The organism is Rhodoblastus sp. (assembly GCF_041915505.1).
Lineage (GTDB): Bacteria > Pseudomonadota > Alphaproteobacteria > Rhizobiales > Beijerinckiaceae > Rhodoblastus.
Map to the genome: position 1 here is coordinate 1 of NZ_JAYSBG010000407.1, position 2,922 is coordinate 2,922.

Below are 2,922 nucleotides of genomic sequence, written 5' to 3' on the forward strand. Positions count from 1 at the left end.
GCGCGTCTTTCGACGGCTGGCGCGGCTCCGGCGCGAGCCCCGCGACAAGCGGACCGTTGCGCAGACGATCGAGATGAATCACGCCGAAGCCGCGCCAGCCGTCGAAAGACGCGGCCGAATCGAACACCGGCAGGCCGCCAAGCGTCACCGGCGCGGCGGCGGCGGCCGATTCGATCGGCCAGTCGACGTCGATGCGGCTGAAGGTGGCGCGGGCGCGCAAGGCCGTCGCCAGTTCGCCGCGCGGATCGAGGCCGAGCGTCGCCGCCGCCTCGACCAGATCGCGCCCGACCAGATCGGCGCAGCCGGGCCCGACGATCTCGGCCAGCGGCGGCGTCAGTTCGACGACGACATTGCGCGAATCGGCGCGCCACAGGAAGCGGGCCGGCGCGAGGCCCGGAAAGCGCCCTCCCAGCCGCGCCTTGAGTTCGGCGAGATTCGCGTCGCCGGCGGCGCTGACGACCTCGGGCGCGGGTTCGGAGGCGGGAGGAACGGCGACCGCGGGCGCGGGCGCGGGACGCCTACTTCCCGTCCGCAGGCCGAGCGTCGCCAGAATGAACAGCGGGGCCGCCCCCGCGGTGCGCCGGCACAGCAAGGTCGTCGAGCCCCGCCCCGCCGCGCCGCCAAGACGCAGCCGTTCGAGTCGCGCCGGCGCGCCGGGCGCCACATTCCGCGCCAACTCCAGCAGTCGGCCCGCGCTAGGCCCATCCGATTCGAACAGGCGCGCCGTCAGCGCCGAGAGATCCGCCGCGCCGAACAAGGCCAGAGCCTCGTTATTGGCGTAGGCCGCGCGGAGCGGGTCGCCCTCGGCCACGACAATGGCCGCGCCGGCGCGCGCCAACGAGGCCGTCGCCGGCTCAGCCAGAGCCGCCGCAATATCCGCGCGTCGCCTGTTCGCGTTCTCGTCAGCCATCCGACAATGGGCTCCCTCGGGGCTCCTTCACCGGCCGCCGCGGGCGCTCCCGATGTTCTGGAGCCGGGGCCGGAATCGTCGCTTACCTTAACGAAAAGCTAATGACCTGCGCCATCCCGAATCTACAATTGATCCATTTCATTCCCAGAGACATGAACTTATGATTAACCGTCCTCCGCGAGGCAGGATAAAATTTGCTGCACTGCACAAAATACGTTGCGGCGCAACAAATTTGCCTATATAACATGCATCGCAATACCGGTTTGGCGCGGGCGCGGGAGATTGGAAAGCCCCGCCGTTTCACCTTAAGGGACGTTCCATGAGCAACCTCAACCTCGAGATTCCCACTGAAGTTCGTGAATTCGCCGAAAAGACCGTCGATCAGGCGCGCAAGGCCTTTGACAGCTTCGTCGTCGCCGCCCAGAAGGCGACCGCGCAGTCGGAAGCCGCCGCGGAATCCCTGACCGCCAACGCCAGGGAAGTGAGCTCCAAGGCGATCGGCTTCGCCGAAGCCAATGTCAAGGCTGCCTTCGACCTCGCCGACAAGCTGGTCAAGGCCAAGGATCCGAAGGAAATCCTCGCGATCCAGTCGGAATATCTGAAGAGCCAGGTCGCCTCCGTCCAGGAGCAGGCCAAGGTTCTCGGCGACGCCGTGAAGAAGGCCGTCGCTTCCACGACGGAATCGAAGTAATGGCCGCCGGTCCGCGCAAAACCAAGACCGCCTCGCCCGCGGGCGAGGCGCCGGCCGTCGAAACGATTGTCGAGACCGCGCCGGTCGAAGCCGTCGCCGAGGTCAAGAAGGTCCAGGCCGCAGCCCAGAAGGCCGCCGCCGAAACCGTCCAGTCGCTCGAAACCTCCTTCGCCGCCGCCAGCAAGAGCCTGCAGGCTTTTTCCGCCAAGGCGATCCAGGCCTATCAGGCCAATACGGCCGCTTCGGTCGAATATGTGCAGGCGCTCGCCAGCGTCCGCAGCGTGAGCGAGGCGATCGCCTTGCAGAGCGAACATATTCGCAAGCAATATGAAGCCCTGACGTCGCAGGCCAAGGAGTTGACCGCTCTGGCGCAGCAGGTCGCCGCCGATGCGGCCGGCCCGCTCAAGGAGCAGCTGGACAAGACCTTCAAGACCAAGTGAGGTCGTCCAGGCGAGGCTCTCCGGCGAAGCCCTGCGCTTCGCCGGGCGCCGCGCGCTCGCGGGCCAGTCACGGTTCGGAAAATTGGGCGCGCGATGCTCTTGCAATCGCGCGCTCGCCGCTTTAGGTTCCGCCGACAAATCGGCCGCCATAGCTCAGTTGGTTAGAGCGCTAGATTGTGGATCTAGAGGTCCCCCGTTCGAGCCGGGGTGGCGGTACCATCTTCAGAACATAAATCTCCTGCCGGGCCGTTCCGCGCGAAAAGATTTGCGCCTGCGCGAAAAGGTCTGGCGCTTGCGTGAAAAAGCTTGGCGCTTGGGGATTCCTTGGCTATGCCGCTGGAAGAGATCCTTGGCGCCGCCCCATATGGCCGTCCTCCATGTGAGCTTCCATGTGTGAGCTTCTTGGCATGAGCGCGAATGTCCCGACCGACATTCGCTTTTCCTTCGCCGGCCTCGCGCGGCGCGGCGGCGGCGCCGGCCCGCATCGCGACGGCTGGGGCATCGCCTTTTACGAAGGACGCGCGGCGCGCGCCTTCCATGATCCCGAGCCCGCCGCCAGTTCCGACATCGCCCGCTTCGTCGGCTCGCATCCGATCAAGAGCCGCACGGTCATCGCCCATATCCGGCAGGCCAATCGCGGCCGCGTCACGCTCGCCAACACCCATCCCTTCTCGCGCGAATTGTGGGGCCGTGTCTGGACCTTCGCCCATAACGGCCAATTGCGCGGCGTGAAAGCGCTGCCGCTCGATTTCTACGCGCCGGTCGGGACCACCGACAGCGAACACGCCTTCTGCTGGATGCTCGACCAGTTGCGCGCGCGTTTCGAAACGCTGCCGGCGGCCGCCCAGCTCGACCGCGAAATCCTCCAGCTCAGCACAAGG

At 66.6% G+C, this 2,922-nt stretch carries 3 protein-coding genes, 1 tRNA gene and 1 pseudogene; 4 read left to right on the forward strand and 1 reads right to left on the reverse strand.

Annotation, left to right across the window (positions count from 1 at the left end):
• A pseudogene (locus ACE3S9_RS17740) lies at window positions 1–910 on the reverse strand (hypothetical protein); the annotation flags it as partial.
• Window positions 911–1,229: 319 nt separating this feature from the next.
• On the opposite strand from ACE3S9_RS17740, the gene ACE3S9_RS17745 reads away from it, so the two are divergent.
• The 4 genes from ACE3S9_RS17745 to ACE3S9_RS17760 form a co-directional block, all read left to right on the forward strand.
• The gene (locus ACE3S9_RS17745) at window positions 1,230–1,601 is read left to right on the forward strand and encodes a phasin (protein WP_374547805.1); all 372 of its coding nucleotides are present in this window, start codon (window positions 1,230–1,232) and stop codon (window positions 1,599–1,601) included.
• The gene (locus tag ACE3S9_RS17750) at window positions 1,601–2,041 is read left to right on the forward strand and encodes a phasin family protein (protein ID WP_374547807.1); all 441 of its coding nucleotides are present in this window, start codon (window positions 1,601–1,603) and stop codon (window positions 2,039–2,041) included. Before ACE3S9_RS17745 ends, ACE3S9_RS17750 begins: the two co-directional genes overlap by 1 nt.
• Before the next feature lie 142 nt (window positions 2,042–2,183).
• Window positions 2,184–2,260 (forward strand) — tRNA-His (locus ACE3S9_RS17755).
• Between the two features lie 170 nt (window positions 2,261–2,430).
• The coding region (locus ACE3S9_RS17760; protein ID WP_374547808.1) for a class II glutamine amidotransferase at window positions 2,431–2,922 on the forward strand (492 nt) is incomplete at its 3' end.